The organism is Pseudothermotoga sp., assembly GCF_031962025.1.
Lineage (GTDB): Bacteria > Thermotogota > Thermotogae > Thermotogales > DSM-5069 > Pseudothermotoga_B.
Genome location: NZ_JAVRKW010000010.1, coordinates 1 through 22634 on the forward strand (window position 1 = coordinate 1; position 22634 = coordinate 22634).

The following is a 22634-nucleotide window of genomic DNA, read 5'->3' on the forward strand; positions in this document are numbered from 1 at the left end:
GGCTTGTTATGCACAGGCTACTGTCCCTACCCCTCAGGACTGTTTAAGCCTGTACGACAGAGCTTGGAGCTTGAGCAGTACCCCAAGGTGTCATAACCTGCCTAACGTAGCCCGATGGGAGTTACTCCCCTGGCTGAGGCTAGTCAACTATGGCTTATACCAAGCCACCACCTCTATAGATGGGGGGTAGTTGACCCCGTACATGAGATCGTCTACTTTTTTCAGAGTCTGATTCAGAGTGTTCTCGAAAGTCGATATTCCATAAGAAAAAGTGGGTCTGCAAGGATGAATTTTTTGAAAATCAGAGAGAATCTTTTGAGCAATTTCACTTGCTTTCTCAACGCTGCATCCTTTCAATATCAATAAGAACTCATCTCCACCCATTCTCACAACGGCATCTGATTGTCTTGTGTGATTTTTAATAGTCTGAACGAGCTGTTTTAGTATCATATCACCCACTTCATGACCATAAGTGTCGTTAATCTCTTTAAAACGATTAACATCCAGATACACAAGCACATCTTTTTCATCGACATTGAATTCTGCAAAAATTCCTCGATTATAAGCACCCGTGAGAGAATCAATCAAACTTTTTGCATGTGTAACAGTGAGTCTAACGAGCATTTCTTTGTAATTATTGACAAGGTAGTACACAAAGCCTAAAAACATGGCTGCAATTCCATAGCTTGAAATCAACTTTGCTCCTTTTATACCGAGCGCTATGACAAGTGCATCACTCATGACACACATGATGAAAAACAGCACGGTACTTAAAAGAACTTTTGACTGAATCAGAACGAACTTCGAAATCAGGTAAAAAACATCCAAAAGAAGAACTATTGAAATACTGCTTATGAATGATTCCAGTGCAACAAGATTCGGTGCTATCCAGAAGGAAAATCCTGCTATCAGATTTATGAAAAGAAAGATCCTGTCAAAGATCTTTTTTTTACTGGGATAATTATGTGAAAAACCAAGAACAAGAAATGACAGTGCAAAATAAGCGGAACTCACGGTGAGCTTGCGATATTGAAGAAGAAAAACTCTACCCACATGTGATAAGCCTATTAGATCAAAAAGCCATATAGAACCAAGAATGGAAGCCATCCCCAGATAAAAGTAGATCTTTTTGTCAGTTGTTGAAAGAGCGAGCGATATAATAATCAGAACAATACCGATTGAAAATGCCATGCCGATGTTCATCAGAATGGCTTTTTCTGTTAAAAAAGAGAGTATTCTATACTTGACCAATTCAGAAGACGGAATGATATAAATTCCCGAGTCGGTACCTACTCTGTACAGCCCAGATATTTCCAGAGTGATCTTTTTAAAATTATCAGGAAGTTCAAAAAGAAGAGGTTGATTCCAGAAATATCCCGATCTTTTCTCTGAAAAACCGTTGCTGCCGATCTTAATTCCATCCACGTACACGGCAATATAAGAATGATAAAGTTGGGGAATGTAAAGATATTTTCTACTTCCATTAAAGAGCATTTCCGAATTCTCGATTTCAGTGGACAGAAACACGGTAAAAGGATCTTTTGAAAACTTTTCAAAAAACGGTCCAGTTACCGGTGTGGACGATTTGTCTTCTATCCAGGAAGTTATGATTATACCTTCTATGTTCCTGGTATAAGAAAAAGTGAAAAACAACAGCAAAAACAAGGCACATGCTATTACTATAGACACAAAGTGATACTTCAAAAGATATAAAAGACCCATTGATGTCCCCCTTTTTTAGAAAATTATACCAAAAATTAAACTTCACACATGCTGTTATCCCATCTGTCTTTTCAAAAGCAGTCACCGTGTCAGTTGTAATTTATGCCGCGGGCTAAAGTAACTGGTAGCTCACACAGACCATATATGAAAAAGCGATGGTGCATACACACCACCGCGTCTAACACAGCCATGTCATTATTGGCTGCCTGACATCATTTTCTTGCTCAACTTCGCGTACACTTCTGCCAATTTGCCTATTAGATCAAACAGTGTGCTGAAGCCTTCACTTGCATCTTTCTTGAGAGTCTCAAGCTGCTGAAGTATTTCTTCGTCATTTGAATTTTCTGCAATAGTACCAAGCTCTTGAAGTGATGTTTCAAATTTGGCTATTGCCTCCTGTATCGCATTGCTGTAATCTGTCATTGCCTTAAAGAAAGAAGTAACCATGTTATTTCCTCCTTCCAAAATAGCATCTCTCTTAACATTTTCATCGTACATAATCACTGTAACGTTCTCGACAATCCTCGCAAGCGTGTCGTTTATATCCGTCGGACTAACAGGCAAATAGTAATGTACCTTACCGTCTTTAAGCACTGCATTTGTAAGCACTTTAACGCAGCTGTCCTTTTTTGAATTTACGAATGTAATAGTCAAGAACATCTCAAGACCTTTACTTTCATCGTCTTGGCGCACACTTGAAATGGTCGCGTATGCATGATCTGCTGCAAGAATCTTGAAATCTGCGGCATTCACTTTGTACGTTGCACCGTTCAATTTGAGTATTTCCGTAAGTGTTCGCTTCAACGCATCCGGTAATGCCTCAAATGCTTTTGGTATACATGACAACCCAGCCACCTAATCACTCCTTTTGATTAACCTGTGCCTATACCTGTTTTTGTCATAGGACGTGCTGTATTTTTTGCGGCATACTATCCAAAAAACTTTTTTATGAATATTGCCGCGGCTTAACAACACTTCTGGATTACTTTACTTGAAAATTTTACATCACCCCCCGCGCTTACTTTCTTAATACCAGAACAACTGTGAAAAAAATCATCTTGATCGTCAACGCAAGAAATTCCAGCAGTCACAACAACTTGGATATGATGAAAGCAAACGTTCTTGCGTGGCGTATACGATGGTATAGCGTTATACGTAGGTCTTACATATTGGGGTTGTTCGATCTGTAAATTTGCGCACTCAAAACGAGGTTCGTGCACTTTCGTATGGTGGCGTTTGCAGAAATACCGAGCAATTTGGCTTTGGAACTTTCGCTTGCACCCTGTTCAAACAGCGCTAACCTGTATATACTACCAAATTTTGCCGCAGCGGTTGACGCTGTTTTCAATGGTGTAATTTTATTTAACAAACCTGTTTCACCGAGTATTTTTGCAGCAAATACTTTTTATCATCTGAAACAGTAAGTGCAAAACCGGATAGTTTTTCATTCGAGTTTCTGTGATTTAATCATAATAAGAAAGTGATTTTTCAATTCAGTGATTTAGATCTCAGTTTCAACTAAGTTCTGTCTCTGGCTTTTAGAAAGAGTTCATTTTGGTTTTTTGATCAAACAGCTTTTTACAAGAGGCTTTTGGTTATTTTTTGGATAATCCATTTTCGTATAATATATTATGGAAGGCGCCTACCAGGATCCTGGAAAAACCATGAATCGTATTATGGCATAGGTCTAATCTCTCAGGAGCGAGCTACCATTCACATAGTCAAGGCTTTTGCTTCATCTATTCATTTTATAGAGGATGAAAATTTCTTTTGGACTTTAAAAAAGTGGATGTTGTGCTGAATTGAACAAAATAGCATACAATAATGATCATCTTTTTTTGAAAAATTCATCTAAAAGCGGTTTGAACACATCATAGAATTTCACCATTTTTTCTTTTCCCCAATTTATGTTTTCTTCATCAAGGTTATTACTATCCCTCTTTATATAAATTTGTGCCCACTCTCTACCCCACTTCTTCATAAATACCAGCCCATCTTCCATGAGCTTTTTCTCAATTTCCTCTTTTTTGGATAAAAAGTACTCGATCAGCTTTTCATTATCCTCATACCTTTTAAGTTCAAAGTGCAATGCAACATAAAATCCTTTTGTAAACCCTTTGATAGGTTTTTCTTTGAAATACCATTCGAAGTGAATACCACTGTGACCGGTTGGTAGTGAAAACCAAGATTTTTCTGGGGCATCTTGTTTTTTGACATACGGTTTTACTTTTTTGAATTCTTCCAAAAGCTTAGACCAGAATTCAAAATATCTTTTTTGACGCTCATTAAGTTCATGGTCTTTCGAAAACTGCACAGTATGTGGTAATTGCCTGTTTGGAAGAGTTTCTTTTATAAAATACTGTTTCTGTCTGTTCTTATAAAGATTCTCGGCATTTTCTATTGTCCTATCAGAAACAACATTCTCTTTTGATAAAAACTCTTCAAATTTCTTGGCAATTTCTTCACTTTTTTGATCGTATATATCAATAGCATAAAACTTTCTCTGCTCCCAGCTTCCTTCACGCAAGGGCAAATAAAACCACCAACTAATTCCATTTGTTAAAATTGCAAGTTTTACTCCTTCCCGAAAAGAATAATTCAGAAGCTGTTCCTGATGTCTTTCCAAATTCTCACTGACTTTTTTCACCTCAATAAAGGCTTTGTTTATACCGCCATGTCTAAGAACATAATCCACCCTTTTACCACCAACAGAGTATTCTGGACAAACCTCATCTATGTTGAATGGATCCCAGCCCAAGGCTTTCAAAACCCTTAAAACCAGAGCCTGTTTGGTACGCGCTTCATCAAAAAAGGAAAGTCTGTCATCTTTTTTGAAATCCTCTATCAATCCAAGTAATTCCTCACTCATATTCACCAGCCCCTTAAAATCCCAATAATGATCTTTTGAAAAGCCCCGGCTTATTTTCTCGGGGCTTTTGTTTTATTCCTGTACAGTTGATTTTCCTTTCTTTTTCAAAGACAAGCCAGTTATGAGACGGTCGCTATTGAAGATCTTTGTAATCAAACTCACCAGTACGAACGCGAGTATGCCATTATAAATACACCCGTATATTACGAGAAGATCTTTGCCAAAAAGCAAGTTTCTTATAGAAATCATGGGATGCGTGAAAGGTATGGCAAAGACAACTACCTTGAGCGGAACGGATAGCGAAGAGAAATCTTTGAACATAGTTATGAGCATGCTGAAAACAGCAAGAGCCGTGATTGGAAAGGTCATCATCTGAGCGCTTTTGAAATCTTTTGATATAACTCCAAGCAACATCGCCATGCCGATACCACAGAGCAGGGCAGTGAAGAGCGAAATTCCTATCATCAGATAATCTGACATATCAAGACTAAGTCCTAAAGAAGCTGTTGAGGAAAAGGTAAATGATTTCATGTAAAAATTGAAACCAATCATGTATATGCCAGCCGTGATAGAACCTGCTATTGTTGCAGCAAGAATTTTCGAAAAAACAATATAACTTCTTTTCACAGGCATCGTCATGAGTGTCTCCAGAGTCTTGTTTTCTTTCTCCAGACCCATTGACGAGATGACGGTACTACCTGCCATTATTATCAGCATCATTATAACCACCGATGTCATAGTCGTTTGAGAACTTGTCAGATTCAAAAATTCCGACGGCGACATCTTTTCAAATGTCATCTGTCCAAAAATAGTCGTGTCTGTCTTTTCAACTGGATCGATTACAAACTGCGGATTCTTGATACCGTGCTGAGCCATGATGGCTCTTCTGATTTGGTCTTCGATACTTTTATAAAATCCTTCAAAAACGCTCGACGAAATCGTGTCGGCTATACCAAGGCCTTTCAACAACCAGAATACATTTATTCTGGCTTTTTCTTCGGATTTAAGATGTGCAGTAAAATCCCTGTCTATGAGAATGAGTGCTGTTCCACTTTGTTTTTTCAGCTTTTCAAGACCTTCTTGAAAGCTGCTGCCGCTGTACAGGACATGTGCGAAGCTCACAATACTCTGTTCGACTGTCTTTCCAAATTCACCTTCGTCGAGATTGACAACGACTATTGATGGTTTCTTTGATGCTTCTTTCTCGATATTTCCCACCGATCTACCGATAAATGCGTAAACAAAAGAAATAACCACTATGGTGACTATGCTGGAAACGGTCAGAACTTCTTTCAGTTCTTTTTTCAACAGGTTCCAGAACATCGTATCACCTCTGTGAAAACCTCCTCGATATTCGATGCGTTGAATTCTTCTTTCAAACTGCTGGGTGTGCCGGTTTTAACGATCAATCCTTTGTTTATCAGAGCCATTCGATCACACAAAAACTCAACTTCAAGCATATTGTGCGACGAAAGCAGTACTGTTACACCGCTGTTAACAAACTCTTTGATGGTATTTCTCACTTCACGGGCATTCAAAACATCCAGTCCGGATGTCGGTTCATCGAGAACTGCCAGTTTTGGATTAACCATTAGAGCTCTTGCTATTAAAAGTCTTCTTATCATACCTTTACTGTACGTGCTTACTTTTGCATTCAAGCGGTCAGACAGATTTGCTATTTGCATTCCCCTTTCCACCATCTGCTGAAAGTGCTTTTCATCTCTTGAAAAAAACCTGGCGATGAACCTTAGATATTCTATACCTGTGAGTTCTTTGTAAGCACCGGCATCTTCCGGCAGATAACTTATGACCTTTCTGATTTCATCAGGTTCACTTAAAAGATCATGTCCAAAAACCTTCACAGTTCCCGCATCTGGTTTCAATAAAGTACAGATAATTCTCAAAGTGGTAGTTTTGCCGGCTCCGTTTGGTCCAATGAGACCAAATATCTCACCTTCTTCAATCTCAAAGGTGATTCCCTTTAGGGCTTCAAAGTTTTTGTAGCTTTTCCTTAGATCATTAACCTCGACTGTTTTCACCGCTTCACCCCCATAAAAATATACGATGAAAATAAAAAGTTTCGTCAATCAATATTTTTGAGTTGATCATACAACATGGAGACTTTTTGCAGAGTATGCTAAAATTGGCTTGAGGTGTTCTGATTTGGCAGTGATTGAGTACCTCAGACATGTTGTGGAAACTGCAATAACAGGCTTTATTGCCGTTGTTTTGGCGGTCGTACCGCGTGAATACTCAAAGGCGCGGGTTGCCGTTTTTTTTGGAGACCAGACCCCAGTAAAAGTGGGGCGTGTTTCACTCAATCCATTTGTCCATCTTGATCCGATAGGCACTGTAACATTCATCTTTCTGGATTTTGGCTGGTCGCGTCCTGTACCAATAAGACCATGGAATCTGAAAGGGAAAAAGAAGACCTTTTTACTGGTTTCTCTTGTTGGACCAATTGTCGGCATACTGTGTTTTTTCGTGTACGGGCTTTTTGCCCGAGCAGTGCAGAGCAAAGAAAGTTATGTCTTTGAGACACTCTTCAAAGCCGCAAAATTCAGTCTGACATACGCACTTTTTTCATTATTTCCAATACCACCACTTGATGGATCAAGGGTACTGGGTGCGCTTCTTCCAGAAAATTACACAGAGTGGTATCTGAAATACGAAGTTTACGGCACACTGTTTTTGCTGGCTCTGGTCGTTCTGTGGATCATGCCGCTTGTGATGAGTCCGTTTGTCAATTTCATCGACAAACTCACGATTTTTGTGACTGGTTGAAAGGAGCTATACAGATGCTGGTGATACGATACCCGCTTTCTGTGAACGTAGTCAGGAGATTGAAAGCATCAGATCTGGTCAAATACACCGGACGGATCATCGTATTGAGCAGACCTGCTTTTGAAAGGATCGTGGTATACGAAAAAGCCGAAGGGCTCATACCCGAGTACATAAATGGCGAGCTGATCTGCTTTGGTTCTGTTCAGGGTGATTCTGTAAAATTGCTTCAAGCCAGAGAATACGAAGATCTTCTGGAAAAGGCTTTTCTCTTCGGTGCAGTTTCTGTTCTGTCAAAAGATTCAAAAATCAGTAATTTTTATTTCAAAAGGTATGCAAGAGCCATGTTCGTTCCAACCTGTGATGTAACTGGCAGATCTTTCAGGATCCTGGCGTATGCAGATTTGAAAAACGAATCGGTCATGGAAGTTGAAGTTGAAGATCTTTTAATGCGTGTTGCCATCGATTCGAAAGGGTGTACAAAGGCTCTGGAGGTTGACCAATGAAGTCCTGTTTTGTCTTTGGCACAAGACCAGAAGTGATAAAAGTAGCTCCGGTATATCTTTATTTCAAAAACCTTGGTGAAAAAACAATTGCAGTTGCAACAGCACAACACAGAGAAATGATGGACATGATGACAAGTGTTTTTGATATAAAACCAGAGTACGATCTGAACATAATGACCCAGAATCAATCTTTGAACGCGATAGTTGCACGTGTTATGGAAAGACTTGAACCGGTTCTGATCAAGGAAAAGCCAGATATCGTTTTTGTTCAGGGAGATACCACCACCGCTTTCAGCGCCTGTCTGTGTGCATTTCACCTTTCTATACCAGTTGCTCACATCGAAGCCGGGTTGAGAAGCGGTGATCTTTACGACCCGTTTCCCGAAGAGCTCAACAGGCGATTGATCGATGTATCCTGTAAATACCTTTTTGCACCAACTAAAAAAGCAAAAGAAAATCTTCTCAAAGAAGGTATCGAAGAAAACAGAATTTTTGTCGTTGGTAATACCGTTATAGATGCACTGCAGCTCATAAGAAAAAGAATAGACATGGCATCTGTGAGAAAAAAACTCGTCGATTCAGACGGCTACATTCTAATGACACTGCATCGCAGAGAAAACATCGGAGAGAGAATGAGATCTATTCTCAGAGCAACAGCCGATTTTGTGCAAAAAAACGGTATCAGAGTGGTCTTCCCCGTTCACAAAAATCCAAAGGTCAGGCGGATTGTCGAAGAAGAGGTCGGTAGAAACCAGTACTTCATTTTGATCGAACCCGTTGATTACCTGCACTTTCTGTCGCTTCTGGACGGTGCAAGATTTGTTGTAACAGATTCAGGAGGAGTTCAGGAAGAAGCACCGTCTTTTGGAAAGTTCGTTGTGGTTACAAGACAAACGACAGAAAGACCAGAACTCATTGAGGCTGGGCTCGGCGTACTGGCTGGAACATCGCAAGAATCCGTTTACGATGCATTGAGCAAAGCAAATGGAAAAAATATCAATTTGCTTGAAAACCCATTCGGCGATGGAAAGACTTCAGAGCGAATATACAAAATCATAAGGGGTGATACCACTTGGCACTGAAAATGGCTCTGATTGGCTGCGGGAGAATTTCTCCAAAACACGTCGAAGCCGTGATTGAAAATCGAGAAACTGTAAAGCTCTCAGCGGTATGCGATCTGGTCGTTCAAAAAGCCCAGACAGTGGCAAATCAGATAGACAAAGTTCTTGGTTACAGACCCAAAGTGTACACAGATTACAGAGAGATGCTGCGGACGGATGAGATAGATTTTGTGGCTATAGCAACTCCAAGTGGGACGCATTACCAGATAGCAATTGATTGTTTGAATTACGGCAAACACGTGCTTGTTGAAAAACCAATGGCTCTGAGCACAGCTCATATGGACGAAATGGTGAGCTTGGCAGAAAAGAAAAATCTCAAACTCGGTGTGTGTTTTCAAAACAGATTCAATCCACCAGTTCAGGAACTGAGAAAAAAATTGCAAAGCAATGCCTTTGGCAGAATATTCTACGGAACAATCAGCGTGAGATGGAACAGAAATGAAGATTATTACAAGCAGGCACCGTGGCGTGGTACGTGGGAACAGGATGGCGGGGTTTTGATGAACCAGAGTATCCATGGTATTGATTTACTCCAATGGATGCTTGGTGGAAAACCAAAAAGAGTGCTTGGTTTGATAAAAAACATGAACCACCCGTATATAGAATCGGAAGATCTGGGCATTGGAATAGTGGAATTCGAATCGGGTGCAGTTGGAATAATCGAAGGCACATCGAACATCTATGACAGAAATCTGGAAGAAGTTCTTTCCATTTTCGGTGAGAAAGGAACGGTGAAGATCGGAGGACTTGCGGTTAATCGCATTCTCACCTGGAGGTTTCCAAATGAAGACAGCCACCCGTATATGAATCTCTCAGACCCAGATACCGTTTACGGAAGTGGACATGTTGCACTGTACAAAGATTTTTGCCAGTCGGTGGTGCAAAACCGTAAACCGTATATAGACGGAAAAGAAGCGCAAAAGGCTGTACAGATAATTTTGGGGATTTACAAATCATCCCTTGAAAATAGATGGGTTGATCTACCAGTTGATTTTTCCACCACAGAGATGAAAAGGTGATTTACTTGAGAAAGTTGAAATGGTCGTTACTGATAACTCTGAGTTTAATAGTTGGATTTTATTACAGACCAGCTGTACCAAGCCTGATAGATATACTCTTCACTCTGTATGCGCTGATTGTCGCTTCTCTTTTATCGAGTGACCTTGGTTCAATACTGATTGTTTTTACAGCGTTACCGTATGCTTTTTACATGCAAAGTACATTCGCACCCTTTGTGGTAAGTCTTGGGGTGCTATTTCGAATAGGAAGAATCAGTTTCAAAAACAGAATATCTGATGCACTCATCTTTTTTGCGACAACCGCAATTTCCATGAGCATATCATGGATGTTTGCTGATCCGTACATTCGCTTTTTGTCTTTTGCCCTTCTGGCAGTTTTCTTGCATGCGCTTTTGAGTTATCTTTTCGATAAACCATCTCTGAGTGTTGATGAAGTTATATATGCTTCTTTCTTTGGATTGATAACTGCAATCGCAGCGAATTTTAGTCATACAATCTCTCCAATTACTGTGATGATGGTATACCCTATTGGCTTTTTGATGTACTTAAAACTCCTTTCCAATAAAAAAACCCTGAAACTGTACCAGTTAGAACACGAAAAATTTAAAAAATTCAGACAAAAACTCGCCGATTTGATAGAGCTGACAAACACGGTTTCGCAAAAAAGTACTGTTCAGCAGAGTCTTTCAGCCGTTGCTGAAGCCGTGAGCCATATCAGTGGTTATAAATATGTACTGATAAACATTCTGGACAGAGAAAATGGCAAAATAATCAGAGCGGCACATCACGGAATGAGTCAGGAAGAATTTGAAAGGCTCAGGTCAAATCCCCCACCGATAGAATTCATTTCAAAATTCATGCAGGAACGATTCAAAATCAGCAACTCTTATTTTATTCCACAGAATGCCTTAGATCTACCGGCTGAGTATGTGGCGGTCTTTTTAAATTCCCAATCAGATCTTTTAAAAGAACCAGATGCATGGCAGCCAGAAGATATGCTCATCGTTCCTGTTTACAGCCCATATCAGGATCTTGTGGGATACATATCGGTTGACGTGCCGTTGGATGGGAAGCGACCTTCTATTGAAGATGTTCAAATAATGGAATTGATCGCAAACCAGATTTACAAGTTGCTCGAGCGTTCCCAGACCTATCAGAGCATCGTGGTCAAACAGCCTTATGATCAGCACACACTGCTTTTGACACACTCGGCTTTTCTTGGAGTTCTTGAAGCAGAATGTCAAAAAGGACAACTATTTGCGGTGGCTATAATCGACATAGACGATCTGACGAAAATAAACTCCCTGTATGGTCATGAAACTGGAGACAGGATCATAGAAAAAATAGCAGAGATACTCAGAAACAAAACCAGAAAATCAGATGTGGCGGCACGCTACGGTGGTGAAGAATTCGCAATTATTCTGAGAAATGTTTCAAAATCCAAAGCAATCGAAATTACCAACAGAATCCTCGATGAAATCAGAAGTGTAAAAGAGGTCGTCAATGTCACAGCAAGTGCCGGCATCGGCATCTTCCCGGACCACGGAACTGACCGGGAAAGTATCATAAAATACGCGTTGAAAGCCCTTGAAATAGCCAAAAAATCCGGTAAAGACAGACTGATGGTGCTTTAAAGGATGAGCGTCAGGACCGGTTCAACTCCGGCAATCTGCAAAAGTTTTTGATCGCTGGTGAAAATTATGATCTGTCTGTGTTTGGATTCTTCTTTCAGTATCTGTACGGCTTTTTCAAGTCGAGTCTCGTCAAATCTTATCAGAAAATTGTCCATGACCAGCGGTATGGGATCTTCTGGTTGCAGTGTGTTGTACAGCGCTATCTTGTAGCAGAGCAACAGTTGGTCCAGTGTAGCCCGGCTGAGCGTGTCGACTGTGCTAGCGAGCTGATTTCTCACAAAAAACCTCACCGAAAGATCCTTCTCAACAACCATGCTCTTTGACAAATCGGTGAATCTGCTGAACAGATCTTTCAAAATCCTTGAGAATTTCTCCGCGTAAGCGCCAGTCAGGTTAGCCAGTTCGCTGTGCAAAAGTTCCTTCACACAGGCTGACTGGCTTCTCAACCTTGAGTATGCCTCTTTTTCGAGCTTTTTCAAGGAAAGTCGATGTATCTGATCTGTGATATCCACCGAAAGATCGATCTGGGAGATTTGTTCATCTATCTTTTTGATTTTCTCTGAAAGATTTTCCTGCTTTTTCATTAGATCTGCCACAGATTCTTCTATGCCTTTCTTTTGATCCACGAGCTCTGCAAGTCTCTGGTAGTTCTGTGCCAGAGCAATGAGGTCTCTTCGTCTGGAAATTTGCTGAACTTTGAGTATCTGATCTATTTTCTGTTGAATCTGTTCTATCTTCGAGCTTCTTTCAAATGCCAGTTGAAGCTGCTGCATATTCTCTATTCCAAATGAATCGATCTTCGACGAAAACTGCGCTGACAAATGCGACAGGTCCTGTTTTGTTTTTTCAAGTTCGCCTTTATTCTGTTCAATGGACTGCCCGAGTAAAAAGTATTCCAGTTGCTTTCTTTCAAGGTTTTCAACAAGTTCATTCAGTCTAAGTATCACGCTTGGAACATCTTTTATATCTTCTGCCCCGAATCTTTTGAGTTCACCCACCAGAGCTTCTTGCTCCAGAGAAATTTTTTCTTTGAGCTTTTCCATTTGTTGATCTTCATTCAACCATTTATTGTACTGTTCATAAGCCTCTTTCAGCTCTTCCAGACTGTTCACACCGAAGGTACTCAGAACACGCTGAACGGCTGATTGTTTTTTCTTCTCAGCCGAACGAAACTCGAGCTGGAGCTTTATTTTCTGTTCGTCTTCCTGTTCGAGCTTTTTCATAGTTCTGCTCAGCAGGAAAAAGAACACAGCTGAGCCCGCACCGCTGAGTACAGATACATAAAACCATGCAAAGTTTATAAATCCCAATCCTATTGCAACTGCTGAAAAGACAAGTGCAGCAAGGCTCAAAATACGCTCCAACTTTGCACGATCCCTGTGTCTTGAAATTTCAGATTCTATGAACTGCAATTTGTTGTTTATTTGCCTCATTTCAAGCTCTATAGAAGTGGGCACTTCCGATTCAAGAGAATGAAGGATTCTATCCCCTTCGCGTTTGAAAATCTCCCAGTTTGGGCGGTACTTTGCCCTGTGATTTTCAAGTTGTTCCAACCTGTTTTCCAAAATTCTGTAACTCAGCTCGAAGTTCTTTACCCTCAATTTGACTTTCTCCAGATCTTCCTGCCAGCCAAGCTCGTTTTTCATATCGTTTATCTGTTTTTCAACTTCTGAGCGTTTTTTGATGAGCTCCTCAACTTTATTCTGAAGTTGTTCATATCTTTGCCTGGTGTTTTCAATCTGCTGGTGGAGTCTGATAATCTCTTCATATTCTTTTGCACCGATAATTGGTAACTGTCTTTCTGTGCTGAGCTCTTCTTGAAGCTCCTTCAGTTGTTTATCAAGCTGTTCATCGATTTTCTTTAATTCTTCGTTTATACCAGAATTGACCTGTTCAAGTTCATCGAGTAATTTCTGTCTGTGATTAACAAGCTCGTTCATATCGCTCTGTGCACTTGATTTTTCTTTGATCAGCGCGAAAAGCCGATATCTTTTTTGTTTAAATTCGTCGATCTGTTTTTGTAAAAGATCGATCTGTCCGTCGATGTTTTTTTCAATTTCCAGCAGTTTCTCTTCAAACTCCGGCTGTCTTCTCAAAAATGTTGAAATTCTCTCGGCTTCTTCAAGCTGTGCCATTTTGTTTTTGAGTCTGGCTATGATGGTCTCGTCTGTTTTGAGCAACTCGATCACATCTTCTTCGTCTGAAAGCAAGCTGATCGATTCGACATACCTTCTGTCAAGCAAAGGCTGCTGGATTGCAATCTCTTCCTCTGTATCCCTTTCGACGATCAGAGAGCCACCGAATTCATCCAGATTCCATGGTTTGTAACGGGCTAACTCGTCTTCGGAAAGTCCGCCCAGACCGGACAGTATGAACCGATAAAGAGTGGTTTTACCCGACTCATTCGGTCCAAAAACGACATTTATGCCGTCTGTAAAATTCACCTGACAATCGTGGAATTTCCCAAAGCCTTTTATCTTCAAGCTTTTTATCTTCAGAATGCTCACCCCTCACAGAAATCTATCAGTTGAATTAGAAAACAGACAGCCTTTTGTGTCATCTTCTCGCTGATTCTTCTTTCAAGTGCGTCCTTTGGATCTCTACAAACAAAAGCGACTTTGTTGCCAAACAACTCTGCCTGCTGTGCTTTGGAAAAGGTCACAAAATCAGCAAGATAACCAATTACGCCGGTTGGAAGATTGGCTGGATTTTCAATCTGCTTTGGCACGATACCGCCGGTTGAACTTTCCACAACCTGCCATTTGCCGTCATCTGACAGAAGAAAAACCGGTTTTTCAGTCAAAATAGGATTTGAAGAAAATTTCGTGTCGAGTTTCTTTTGAACCAATTCTATATTGCTCAGTTTGAGATTGTCCAAAAGGCCGTCGCTTTGATCGATCTTCAAATTACATGGAGCAAGCGAAAGGATCTGAACAATCTGCGAAGGCAGTGCAAGATCACCGAAAAGATCCACCGCGATATGTTCATCAGCATCAAATCGGAGAAACTCAAGAAAGATCTCCTTTTTAGCGTTCGTCACCTGCTCATAATCCAAGGGAAATTGAGCGTCTTTTGAATCATAAAGCCTCAAACCCAGCAAATAAATCTCTTTCACACACTCACCACCTACTTGAAGTCTACTTCGTACAGGACAAAATCGTAACCTTTCAATCTGCAAGCTAAAGTTTTAGATGGTTTTTCTTCGTTCCAGCCTGATCTGTTCCACATCCTGACTCTTTCAACATCCAGGGACCTGCCACAGGTTTTTTCAAGTTCAACCAGAATTTCTCTCTCATTTTCATCGAGGTTGGCAATTACCACAATCGCTTTGGAGTCCTTCCAGTACGAGATGTTGGCTGTTTTTCCATCCTGCCAGTTCAGGTATACCGGTTTGTACGTTCCATTCACGATAAGATCCGAAAATTGTTTTCTGAGCTGAACGGTTTGAGACAAAAATTCCATTAACTCTGATTCTTTCCAGTGCATCACGTAGTGATCGAAAAATGCGAGTTTTCCCTGAAATTCGTCTTCGCAGGAGAGCGTGAATCTGCCACATGCGTCGTTGTCAAGCCCCAGGTTCATCGGTTGTGTTTCTTCAATTTCCTGACCTGAATTGATCATCAAAACCCCATTTGGAACAAAGGCACAGAGAAATGCCGTCAGGTACTTCAATTTTCCGTCTTTTCTGTAAGCAATTCTTGGAGTATCTGGCGTCTCGGCACATGCAATATATAAAAGAGCAATATCAACAGCCGTTGACTGGACAAATTCATAGGTCTTTTCATGAACCCTCGGAAGCATCCACCAACTGTTTCCAATGATGAGATCGTATCCTGCGTCCTTAGCTTCCTTAGCTCTGTGCATTTCAAGTTCTTCGGCTATGAAGACAAAAGATGGATCGTATGATCTTGCATTCTGAATGATCATCTGTTCAAGCTCATCTGGCAGGGCATGTCCCATGTCCAACCTTATGCCATCGATGCCGAATTTTTTCTGAAAATACGGAATCACCGAGGCAATGTAATTCCACAATTCTCTGTTCACAACCTTGCCGGGAAAGCGGCTCGCTTTGATCACATCAAACAGGACATAAGGCGGTTGGTTGTGATCGACTTTGCCTTCTGCGGTCATGGGATGATCAAGATAAAGTCTCAAGAAAGTTACATCATCCCATGTGGGCTGCGGATCGTTTATCCAGTCTGAAAAACCCGGCGCAGTTACTATACCAAAATGCTTCACAATGTTTTGCATGAAATTCTCTTCAGTTGAATCTTTTTTTATCTGTTCCCATTTTTGAGGGTCGATCGTTTTCGGATCGAAAGTGAATTTCTTAAGATGGTTTTTCACCTGTTCTTTATCGTATATCTCTCTCATATTCTCAAAATCCGGCTGGCAAAAACCAAGTCCCGCAATCTGCGGTGGTCTGTAATCTACCAGTTCATCTACTTTGATCCAGTAGAACCAATCCGGATGCTCCATGATCAAATTACAATCTCTTGCGCTGGTTCTGGGTATGAAATCCAGTACCACCCTTATGCCGAGTATGTGGCATGCCTCGACCAGAGCCAAAAATTCATCATCAACAGTCCAGCCTTCAAGTAATGGATCATGATAAGCAGGATCTATTTTCAAAAAGTCCTTCACCGAATAAGGTGAACCGATCTCACCTTTTTTGAACATCTGACTGCTCTGGGTAATGGGCAAAAGGTACAGCACATTTACACCAAGTTTCACAAGATGCGGCAAAAAAGCTATCATTTTCAAAAATGTGCCGGTTTCACGATACCCGAGTATGTCATCTGGTTCGAACCTGCCGGATCCTTTGTGGTTGTAAGCCGTGGTGCTCCTGACCAGCGAAGAGTATATAACCGCGTCTTTGATCCAGCTTCGATCCTTTATTCCTTTTTGCAAACTCAAAGATATGCCATAATCACTGCCTTTTTTCTTTTCCAAGATCCATTCGATTATTGATTTAAAGTAAGCACCGGGTTCTACGAAAACTCTGTCGTTTTCGAATTTTGCCGGTCCATTGTATTTCTCAAAAAACCAGTTCTTTGGTATGCAATAATCGGCTTTCTTCCTTTGCTTTATGGATATTTTCTCGATCATCTTTGATCACCTCAATAACTTTCAAGGTATCTTTTTTGCTCGACTGACAGTTCATCGATTTTCACATTCATCGCCTGCAGTTTCATTCTGGCTACTTTTTCGTCGATCTCTTTTGGAACTGGATAAACATCGGGCTCAAGATCGTTAGTTGATAGATAGATCAGAGACATAGCCTGAACGGCAAAAGAAAGATCCATTATTTCGACAGGATGTCCATCTGCAGCAGCCAGGTTCACGAGTCTTCCTTCGGCGAGCAAAAACACAGTCCGACCATTGTTTAAAACATATCCCACGACATTTGGACGTGCTTCGAATTTTTCAACGCATAGATGTTCAAGTGCTCTGACGTCTATTTCAACGTTGAAATGACCTGCGTTTGCAAGAATCGCACCATCTTTCATTTTTAGAAATTCTTCTACGGATATCACTGAAGTGTTACCGGTGACTGTGACAAAAAAGTCCCCAAGGGCAGCCGCATCTTTCATCTGCATTACTTCAAAGCCGTCCATCAATGCTTCAAGGGCTTTTACGGGATCGACTTCGGTGATTATAACCCTTGCCCCCAGTCCCTTTGCCCTCATCGCCACACCCTTACCACACCAGCCATACCCAGCCACTACAACTGTTTTACCGGCAACGGAAAGGTTTGTATTTCTCATAATGCTGTCCCATGTAGACTGACCTGTACCGTATCGGTTGTCAAAAAGATGTTTTGTGAACGCATCATTAACCGCTATAACCGGCACCTTCAGCCTGTTTTGTCTGTGTAGGGCACGAAGTCTTTTCAGACCAGTTGTTGTTTCTTCCGTCACACCCCTTAAGTTCTCAAGCGCATCCGGCATCTGAATATGTGCGGTGACAGTGAGATCGGCACCGTCATCCAGCAAAAGATCAGGCTTTGCCTGCAGTACCGAATAGATGCCTTTCATATAAACAGCTTCATCGCTTGTGTGCTTTGCAAACACATTGAGCCCATTTTCTTTGAGAGCCTCTGCAACGTCATCCTGCGTGCTCAGCGGGTTGCTGCCTGTTATGAAAACCTCTGCACCCAGTTTTTTTATCAGCAGGGCAAGATACGCTGTTTTTGCCTCAAGATGAATCGACATTCCAACTCTAAGACCATTCAGCGGCTTTCTTGAAGCGTATTCAGCCTCAATGGAATTCAAAAGTGGCATGAATCTGCTGACCCAGTCGATTTTTTTCTGCCCAGAGTTCATACAATCACCTCACATAAATTTTCTAACAAGATCGATCGCATTGTTGGGACAAACCTCATGACACACATAACATCTAATACATTTATCGTAATCAATCGCATATTTTGAAATTTCAATAGCCCGTGCAGGACATCTTTCTTCACATATTTTACATTGAACACACCGTTTTTTGGAAATCTTTGGTACCCTGATCATACTCCTTGCCACATTTCTGAGAAACCCCGGCACAGGCAAAGCCTGAGCGGTCACGGGAAGTTCTATTGTTGAACTCCATTCTCCATCTATTTCGTAAGATGGCACAAGGTTTCTTTTCAGTGCCTCTTTGAGCACAAAAATCTTTTCTGGCTCGATCCCCAATCTTTTACAGATGGCATGATCAAGTGCAAAAGCGTTTTCACTCACCGCTATGACTCCGAACTTTTTTATCTTTCCGCTGGCTGGTCCATTTTTTTCCATCCCGATGACTCCATCTATGATATTGAGAACCGGATTGACAAGAAGATGAACATCCACAAGCAGTGAAGCAAAATTCTCGTTTGTGGCACACCTTATATGCCATCCTGATTTTTCAAGCCCCGGTATACAGCCAAAGGTGTTTTTCACCGCAAGGGTAAGGATCATCTGTGAATGTGTCTTGAGCTTTGCTATGTTTACAACCTTATCCACCTTGAGTACTTTTGAACTGATCTTTATTTTCCTGTACACCTGCCCGTCCACTTCAGCAGGATCGTCGAGTTCAACTACTGGAACTGAAAGTTTTTCACATACCTGTGCAATCCCAGATTCATAAGCCGCTCTTTTGAGATTCGTCGAAGCCGGGTTGTCCCCAACAACCGGCACAGTTCCAAGATCGATCAGGAACCTGAGAACAGACTCCACCACAGCCGGATGAGTTGTCACTCCCTGTTGCGGTTTTTTTGCAGAAAGCAAATTTGGTTTTACAAGAACAGATTCTCCTTTTTTGAAAAGATCAGAGAAATTTCTCTCGAGCAATGGTTTAAGCACACTGTCCACCTTTTCGTAAGAATCACAATTTTTCAGAAAGACTTTCAAAGGTCTTCCTCCTTTCTTTGAATATTCTACTTGAATTTGGTTAACATTCTCGCTATCATAAACTCCTGCGTGTATGATTGTACTGGAAGGTGATTCTCTGACACAGACCGTGGTGAATCAGGTACTGATGATCTTTTTATTGATAGGTTTTGGATACTTTTTGAGAAAGATAAATATCATGAACGACGGATTTACAAAAGGTGCCACTGATTTGATAATCTACATCACACTACCAGCCATGGTGCTATCTTCCATGGACAGGGATTTTTCAAAAGAGCTTGCTTCAAACGGCATGATCATATTTCTGCTCGGTGCACTGATGTATGCCGTGCTCGCTGCTTTAGCTTTTGTATTTGTTTGGATCAGAAAGATCAATGCGCAGGATAAAGGCGTATACCTGTACATGGTGATCTTTGGAAATGTCGGGTACCTTGGATATCCAGTTGCAAAAATCGCATTTGGGGATATAGGAGTTTTCTACACCGCATTTTTCAACATATGGTTTCAGCTTCTAACCTGGACCTTAGGTGTAAAAATCATGTCAAAAAGCAAAATAAAAATAATTAGATTGATTCTCAATCCGGGACTTTCTGCGACATTGCTCGGTGTGATGATTTTCTTTTTTTCATGGGATCTTCCGACTGTCATCAAAAACACCCTGGAAACAGTTGGTGGCATGACTGTGCCCCTTGCCATGTTTGTTGTCGGCGCATTTCTTGCAGATGCAAAGTTCTCTGACTTTATCACAAAGATCGATCTATATCTTGCCTCGATAACAAAATTAGCCATAGGTCCTTTGATAATGGCAATGATACTCTACAGGACAAATTTGCCCATTATCATTAAATCCATCCCCATAATAATGAGCGGCATGCCGTCCGGTGTGAATACAGCCATCTTTGCCAGAATGTTTGACACAGACTACAAACTCGCATCCCAGGGTGTCGTGCTCTCAACAGCACTGTCTTTGATAAGCCTGCCGATTTTGCTGACATTGGTGCTTTGAAAATCATGTTCAGAAAGACTCTTGTCACCTGCGAAGATCTGTGCTAAAATCATTTTCAGTGCCGAGGTGGCGGAACAGGCAGACGCGACTGACTCAAAATCAGTTGAGGGATGACCTCGTGCGGGTTCAACTCCCGCCCTCGGCACCATCTTCCCCCTTTTTTGAAAAACTCCATGTCAAAGTTCATTCAAAAACTGGTAAAATCTGTATCAGTATAACCTTTCAATTCTGGAGTGATCACGTGGTTGAAAGAAAATATTTTGCCAGATCTTTCATTTTTATAATCCTGATGGGCTTGAGTATAGCTTTCTTTGGCTTTTTTGTACTGATCGACGTTTTTCTCAGGGTGAGTGATTCTGTCAAACAGGATATGTTACAGGAGCTCAGCAGTAAGCTCGACATAGCTTTTCTTTTGATAAACCAGCATTATGAAAGTTATACCAGCGGTTTTTTTGACCAGTCCACAGCACAGGAAATGACAAAACATCATCTGGAAAATATCTTTTACGGTCCAGAAAAACTGGATTATTTCTTTGTTTTGAGCAAAGAAGGCGTTCTAATAGAGCATCCATACCTGAAAGATTATCTGAATAAACCCTATAAACAGATAGAAGATCCCGTGTATCAAAAAACCGTGGAAAAATACTTCAGGCTGTAAAAGACAACAAGCACTATGTAGAATACGAATTTTACAAGTACAAAAGTACTCAGATAGAACAAAAAGTGAGTGCGATAAGGGTTTTTGAACCATGGGGATGGATCGTCGGAACAGGTTACTACAGAACGACTCTTCTGTCAAAGATCAGATCCATTCAAAAAGACATTTCAACAGCTCTGTTTGCGCTTTTTGGTCTGGTTTTTGTGATTTACTTTGCCTTTTTAATTCAGTACAAAAATGACAGCCGCAAAATAACAGAGCTTCTAAGACAGGCTGCAACGGAAAAAGACCGCTTGAGAAAATTGATTCAATCCATACCGCAACCCATAGCCGTTTTTGACCAGACTGGAAAGCTCATTGACTTTAACACGGCATATTCGCAAATACAAAATTATGATCCAAAAACCAATTGCACCGATTCTCCAAAACTTGGTGAAATTACCCTAAAAAATGAATCTGGTACAAGGTTCTACACTGTGCAGTGCCTTTCAGTTTTGAGCCATGATGGAAATCTCGAAGGTTTCATAAAACTCTTCACCGACATAACAGAGCAAAAATTGCAGATTATTTTCTGGCATGATAAAGCCAATCAGGATCCATTGACAAACATCGCAAACAGAAATGCCCTGGAAGAACTGATGGACAGTTTTCCAAACCTTGGACAAGAATTCTCCGTTATAATGACGGACATAGATGGATTTAAGCAAATAAACGACACATACGGACATTTAATTGGCGATCGTGTTCTTGCATATTTTGCAAAGACAGTCAAAAACTCGGTCAGAAAAGATACCATCATCGTGAGATACGGCGGGGACGAGTTTCTTTTCATCCTGCCTCAAAGTGGAAAAGAATCTGCAAAGATCTTTGTCGATCGTCTCAGGAAAGAGTTCCAGGAGCCTTTAAAGATCGATGAAATGCAGATAGCACTGAGCTTTTGTGCGGGAATAGCAACTTTTCCAGAGGATGGCAAAAAACTCAGAGATCTGATTGAGCGAGCAGACAGAGCCATGTATGCGGCAAAATCGATGGGAAATGGTCAAACCGGTTTTTGAAGCTCAGAAGGGAGAGAACAATATGAGGGTTGCTCTTGTTTTTGACAGCAGTATAGATATACCTGCCGGATATGAGTTTCCCTTACCATACTATGTTCTGCCATTGAAGGTTTATGTTCAGGACAGAGAATTTCAAGACAAAATCGAAATCACAGATGAACAATTTTATTCACAGGCATTATCCGGCAAGAAAGTTGGGACTTCCTTACCAAATCCCCTGCAAACTTCCCAGCTACTGACAAAACTCTCAAAAGAATATGACCATGTCTATATCGTGACGATCTCGAGCAAATTGAGCGGTACCTGGAACATGATAAGACTGGCTTTAGATCAGATGAATATCAAAAACGTCACGCTGATAGATTCAAAAAGTGGCAGCGTCAAAAGTTTCTACGTGGTCCACAGACTGATAAAAGACGTGCTCGATCAAAAACAGATCACAGAACAAACAAAACAGCAGTACGTCGAAGACTCTCTTTTGCTGTTCAGTGTCACAACCCTTGATTACCTTCAAAGGGGTGGAAGAATAGGAAAAGCAAAGGCTCTTGTTGGCAAGATTCTAAAAATAAAACCCATTTTATCCACGAACGACGAAGGAGAAGTAGTGAGCCTTGGTCTGGCAAGGTCGATTAAACAGATCATCGATGAAATGGTTAAAAAAGCAAAGAGTTTTTTGAAGTTTGAAGACTACGTTATCATTGGTGGATACGGCGTTCAGCAAATGAAACAGCATCTGGACGAACTTCTATCACATTTTCCAGCTCAGAAAATACTCGGGATTTCCAGGATAGGTCCCGGCGTGAGTGCCCACGTCGGTCCGGAGGTTTTTGGGTTTGTGGTTGGTAAGGCTTGACAGAAAAAGTAATGTAAATCACATTATTCAG

General features: G+C 41.0%; 19 protein-coding genes and 1 tRNA gene. 10 read left to right on the forward strand and 10 right to left on the reverse strand.

Annotation, left to right across the window (positions count from 1 at the left end):
- Positions 1-147 precede the first annotated feature (147 nt).
- From AC4E92_RS07775 to AC4E92_RS07795, 5 genes are all read right to left on the reverse strand, one after another.
- Positions 148-1722, reverse strand: coding sequence for a GGDEF domain-containing protein (locus tag AC4E92_RS07775; protein WP_490240030.1), 1575 nt, complete (start codon positions 1720-1722; stop codon positions 148-150).
- A 195-nt stretch (positions 1723-1917) separates the two neighbouring features.
- The gene (locus AC4E92_RS07780) at positions 1918-2577 is read right to left on the reverse strand and encodes a hypothetical protein (protein ID WP_490240031.1); all 660 of its coding nucleotides are present in this window, start codon (positions 2575-2577) and stop codon (positions 1918-1920) included.
- A 973-nt stretch (positions 2578-3550) separates the two neighbouring features.
- A complete protein-coding gene (locus tag AC4E92_RS07785; protein WP_490240032.1) occupies positions 3551-4489 on the reverse strand; it encodes a DUF4268 domain-containing protein in 939 nt (312 codons plus the stop codon).
- A 174-nt stretch (positions 4490-4663) separates the two neighbouring features.
- Positions 4664-5914, reverse strand: a complete 1251-nt coding sequence (locus AC4E92_RS07790) for an ABC transporter permease (protein WP_490240033.1) — start codon at positions 5912-5914, stop codon at positions 4664-4666.
- A complete protein-coding gene (locus AC4E92_RS07795; protein ID WP_490240034.1) occupies positions 5896-6630 on the reverse strand; it encodes an ABC transporter ATP-binding protein in 735 nt (244 codons plus the stop codon). Before AC4E92_RS07795 ends, AC4E92_RS07790 begins: the two co-directional genes overlap by 19 nt.
- A 130-nt stretch (positions 6631-6760) precedes the next feature.
- Between AC4E92_RS07795 and AC4E92_RS07800 the strand changes: the two genes are divergently transcribed.
- The 5 genes from AC4E92_RS07800 to AC4E92_RS07820 are packed head-to-tail and all read left to right on the forward strand — an operon-like array spanning position 6761 to position 11652.
- Positions 6761-7375, forward strand: a complete 615-nt coding sequence (locus tag AC4E92_RS07800) for a site-2 protease family protein (RefSeq protein ID WP_490240083.1) — start codon at positions 6761-6763, stop codon at positions 7373-7375.
- A 14-nt stretch (positions 7376-7389) separates the two neighbouring features.
- Complete coding sequence (locus AC4E92_RS07805) at positions 7390-7878, forward strand: hypothetical protein (protein ID WP_490240035.1); 489 nt, start codon at positions 7390-7392, stop codon at positions 7876-7878.
- On the forward strand, positions 7875-8960 hold the full coding sequence (wecB, locus tag AC4E92_RS07810; protein WP_490240036.1) for a non-hydrolyzing UDP-N-acetylglucosamine 2-epimerase: 1086 nt from the start codon (positions 7875-7877) through the stop codon (positions 8958-8960). Before AC4E92_RS07805 ends, wecB begins: the two co-directional genes overlap by 4 nt.
- Positions 8951-10018, forward strand: a complete 1068-nt coding sequence (locus AC4E92_RS07815; RefSeq protein WP_490240037.1) for a Gfo/Idh/MocA family protein — start codon at positions 8951-8953, stop codon at positions 10016-10018. Before wecB ends, AC4E92_RS07815 begins: the two co-directional genes overlap by 10 nt.
- The gene (locus AC4E92_RS07820; protein WP_490240038.1) at positions 10015-11652 is read left to right on the forward strand and encodes a sensor domain-containing diguanylate cyclase; all 1638 of its coding nucleotides are present in this window, start codon (positions 10015-10017) and stop codon (positions 11650-11652) included. The genes AC4E92_RS07815 and AC4E92_RS07820 overlap by 4 nt, the downstream gene beginning before the upstream one ends.
- On the opposite strand, the gene AC4E92_RS07825 is transcribed toward AC4E92_RS07820, so the two are convergent.
- Genes AC4E92_RS07825 through AC4E92_RS07845 form a run of 5 tightly spaced genes read right to left on the reverse strand, consistent with a single transcriptional unit; the run spans position 11649 to position 19031 of the window.
- On the reverse strand, positions 11649-14159 hold the full coding sequence (locus tag AC4E92_RS07825) for an ATP-binding protein (RefSeq protein WP_490240039.1): 2511 nt from the start codon (positions 14157-14159) through the stop codon (positions 11649-11651). The genes AC4E92_RS07820 and AC4E92_RS07825 overlap by 4 nt on opposite strands.
- Positions 14156-14767 carry a hypothetical protein gene (locus tag AC4E92_RS07830; protein ID WP_490240040.1) on the reverse strand — a complete coding sequence of 204 codons (612 nt, stop codon included), beginning with the start codon at positions 14765-14767 and terminating at the stop codon, positions 14156-14158. The genes AC4E92_RS07825 and AC4E92_RS07830 overlap by 4 nt, the downstream gene beginning before the upstream one ends.
- An 11-nt stretch (positions 14768-14778) precedes the next feature.
- On the reverse strand, positions 14779-16761 hold the full coding sequence (locus tag AC4E92_RS07835; RefSeq protein ID WP_490240041.1) for an alpha-amylase family glycosyl hydrolase: 1983 nt from the start codon (positions 16759-16761) through the stop codon (positions 14779-14781).
- 11 nt (positions 16762-16772) lie between these two features.
- Positions 16773-17978: an adenosylhomocysteinase gene (locus AC4E92_RS07840; RefSeq protein WP_490240042.1), complete on the reverse strand. Its 1206-nt coding sequence runs from the start codon at positions 17976-17978 to the stop codon at positions 16773-16775.
- Positions 17979-17987: 9 nt separating this feature from the next.
- Positions 17988-19031 carry a DUF362 domain-containing protein gene (locus tag AC4E92_RS07845; protein WP_490240043.1) on the reverse strand — a complete coding sequence of 348 codons (1044 nt, stop codon included), beginning with the start codon at positions 19029-19031 and terminating at the stop codon, positions 17988-17990.
- A gap of 73 nt (positions 19032-19104) precedes the next feature.
- Between AC4E92_RS07845 and AC4E92_RS07850 the strand changes: the two genes are divergently transcribed.
- The 5 genes from AC4E92_RS07850 to AC4E92_RS07870 all read left to right on the forward strand — a co-directional run bounded on the left by AC4E92_RS07850 (position 19105) and on the right by AC4E92_RS07870 (position 22603).
- Positions 19105-20037, forward strand: coding sequence for an AEC family transporter (locus AC4E92_RS07850; protein WP_490240044.1), 933 nt, complete (start codon positions 19105-19107; stop codon positions 20035-20037).
- Between the two features lie 60 nt (positions 20038-20097).
- Positions 20098-20185: transfer RNA gene (locus AC4E92_RS07855), tRNA-Leu, on the forward strand.
- A gap of 93 nt (positions 20186-20278) precedes the next feature.
- Positions 20279-20695, forward strand: a complete 417-nt coding sequence (locus tag AC4E92_RS07860; protein WP_490240045.1) for a cache domain-containing protein — start codon at positions 20279-20281, stop codon at positions 20693-20695.
- A complete protein-coding gene (locus AC4E92_RS07865) occupies positions 20680-21750 on the forward strand; it encodes a diguanylate cyclase domain-containing protein (protein WP_490240084.1) in 1071 nt (356 codons plus the stop codon). The genes AC4E92_RS07860 and AC4E92_RS07865 overlap by 16 nt, the downstream gene beginning before the upstream one ends.
- A 22-nt stretch (positions 21751-21772) precedes the next feature.
- Positions 21773-22603 carry a DegV family protein gene (locus AC4E92_RS07870; protein WP_490240046.1) on the forward strand — a complete coding sequence of 277 codons (831 nt, stop codon included), beginning with the start codon at positions 21773-21775 and terminating at the stop codon, positions 22601-22603.
- The last annotated feature ends 31 nt before the right edge of the window (positions 22604-22634 follow it).

What these genes read in the sequence shown, in the direction of transcription:
- AC4E92_RS07775 (WP_490240030.1), bottom strand. Translation starts at nt 1,722, where the DNA reads ATGGGTCTTTTATATCTTTTGAAGTATCACTTTGTGTCTATAGTAATA.
- AC4E92_RS07790 (WP_490240033.1), bottom strand. Translation starts at nt 5,914, where the DNA reads ATGTTCTGGAACCTGTTGAAAAAAGAACTGAAAGAAGTTCTGACCGTT.
- AC4E92_RS07805 (WP_490240035.1), top strand. Translation starts at nt 7,390, where the DNA reads ATGCTGGTGATACGATACCCGCTTTCTGTGAACGTAGTCAGGAGATTG.
- wecB (WP_490240036.1), top strand. Translation starts at nt 7,875, where the DNA reads ATGAAGTCCTGTTTTGTCTTTGGCACAAGACCAGAAGTGATAAAAGTA.
- AC4E92_RS07835 (WP_490240041.1), bottom strand. Translation starts at nt 16,761, where the DNA reads ATGATCGAGAAAATATCCATAAAGCAAAGGAAGAAAGCCGATTATTGC.
- AC4E92_RS07840 (WP_490240042.1), bottom strand. Translation starts at nt 17,978, where the DNA reads ATGAACTCTGGGCAGAAAAAAATCGACTGGGTCAGCAGATTCATGCCA.
- AC4E92_RS07850 (WP_490240044.1), top strand. Translation starts at nt 19,105, where the DNA reads ATGATTGTACTGGAAGGTGATTCTCTGACACAGACCGTGGTGAATCAG.
- AC4E92_RS07870 (WP_490240046.1), top strand. Translation starts at nt 21,773, where the DNA reads ATGAGGGTTGCTCTTGTTTTTGACAGCAGTATAGATATACCTGCCGGA.